We start from the raw sequence: 1,397 nt of genomic DNA, 5'->3' as shown, positions 1-1,397 counted from the left end.
AAGCCCAGAGTGCTTTGGATTATCTGGTTGCGGCGATAGGCATCATTCCTGGGGCTGGAGATGCAGCAGGTAAGGCGATCAAGGCGGCAGAAACGGCGCTGAAGAAGGGGGATGTCGCTGAAGCGTCTAAGCAGCTAAATAAAGCTAGTAGTGAAATATCAGCACATAATGCTGCCACTTACCCAAAATTGAAAGAAGAGTTAAAACAGCAAAACCTGAATAATATTGCCAAGCAAGATCCTCGGTTAGCAGCGGTAGTAAAAGGTGACAATGGAAAACTTAACTACGGTATTGGCTCAGGCAGCAAAGAAGAAGCCGATCGCTTGGGTAAAATTTGGGTTGGGGAAGGGGCACGACCAACGAGTGATGGTACAGGGTTAGTAAGTGCCGATGGAACCAGAATTTACCGTTCGCCAAAAGAAAAGCCAAATACTCCAGGTTCGTTAAATCCAACAGGAACTCAAGCCAACTTTGAAAGTTATACAAAGAATATTGAAACAGGAAAAATGGATAAGATTGGTAACGGTCACTTAAACATTTTGGGTGGAAAATAATGAAAGCATCTCTAAGAAGTATTGGCTGTGATTGGTTTGATTTATTAAGCTATCAACCTGAGCAGAATGATTGCTTTCAATTTTTAGCTCATTTATGTATAGGGCCAGTAGGGGAGGAGGGAATCAATCATTTTGATGTTTTTATCTGCACCCCTGAATGGCTCTGCAAGCACCACTGGCAGCCGGAACTGATGCGTCACACGTTGCTGGTACGTAAATACGATTTGGATGAGATAACCAAAACCATTACCGATTACATCGATCAATGTGAAGGCGATGACTGGATGGAGATTGCTCAGAAACTCTCTCGTGTTTTTGCTTGGGAATTCGAAGATTACCAGCCTTACCATCCATAAGCAGCACCCCAGCCTTGGCTGGGGTAGTCGCTTTTACGTGTAATAGCTTGCTGTTGCTGTCGGGCGCCAACAACGGCGGGCACGCCGAGGGCACGACAAAGGCCGGCATCAGTGAGGGCACGCTGATAGTCCGCGACACCGACAAACAGCAGCAGGATGTGGGGCAGCTTAATCGGGATACCGAGCATGCCAACGACGGCAGCATCAGCCCGATATTCAACAAGGAGAAGGAGCAGAAGCGGCTGAAACAGGCGCAGCTTATTGGCGAGATCGGCGGCCAGGCGATGGACGTGATCCGCACGCAGGGCGAGATCGCCGGGCTGAAGGCGCAGAAAGATCCGGCGGCGCAGGCGCAGGCCAGGGAGCAGCTTGAGCAGGGCGGCAAACCGTTCCGCGAGGCGGACGTGTTGCAGCGGGCGTATGATAACGCGATGCGGCAGTACGGCACGGGCAGCGATTTGCAGAAGGCGGCGCAGGCGGTGACGGG

Annotated in this window: 1 protein-coding gene and 2 pseudogenes; all 3 read left to right on the top strand. The window is 50.6% G+C overall.

What is annotated here, in order from left to right; translation table 11 throughout:
* A pseudogene (locus M6G53_RS24830) lies at positions 1-554 on the top strand (DUF6862 domain-containing protein); the annotation flags it as partial.
* Positions 554-910 (top strand): immunity 8 family protein, encoded by a 357-nt coding sequence (locus M6G53_RS24825; RefSeq protein WP_253335202.1) that lies wholly within the window; start codon positions 554-556, stop codon positions 908-910. The pseudogene M6G53_RS24830 and the gene M6G53_RS24825, both read left to right, overlap by 1 nt.
* A 47-nt stretch (positions 911-957) precedes the next feature.
* Positions 958-1,397, top strand: a pseudogene (locus M6G53_RS24820) (VENN motif pre-toxin domain-containing protein); the annotation flags it as partial.

The sequence above is a fragment of the Serratia nevei genome (assembly GCF_024160145.1).
In the GTDB taxonomy this organism is placed as follows: Bacteria; Pseudomonadota; Gammaproteobacteria; order Enterobacterales; family Enterobacteriaceae; genus Serratia; species Serratia nevei_A.
Note: the sequence above shows the minus strand (reverse complement) of the source record. Positions and strands in the feature narration are given on the sequence as shown.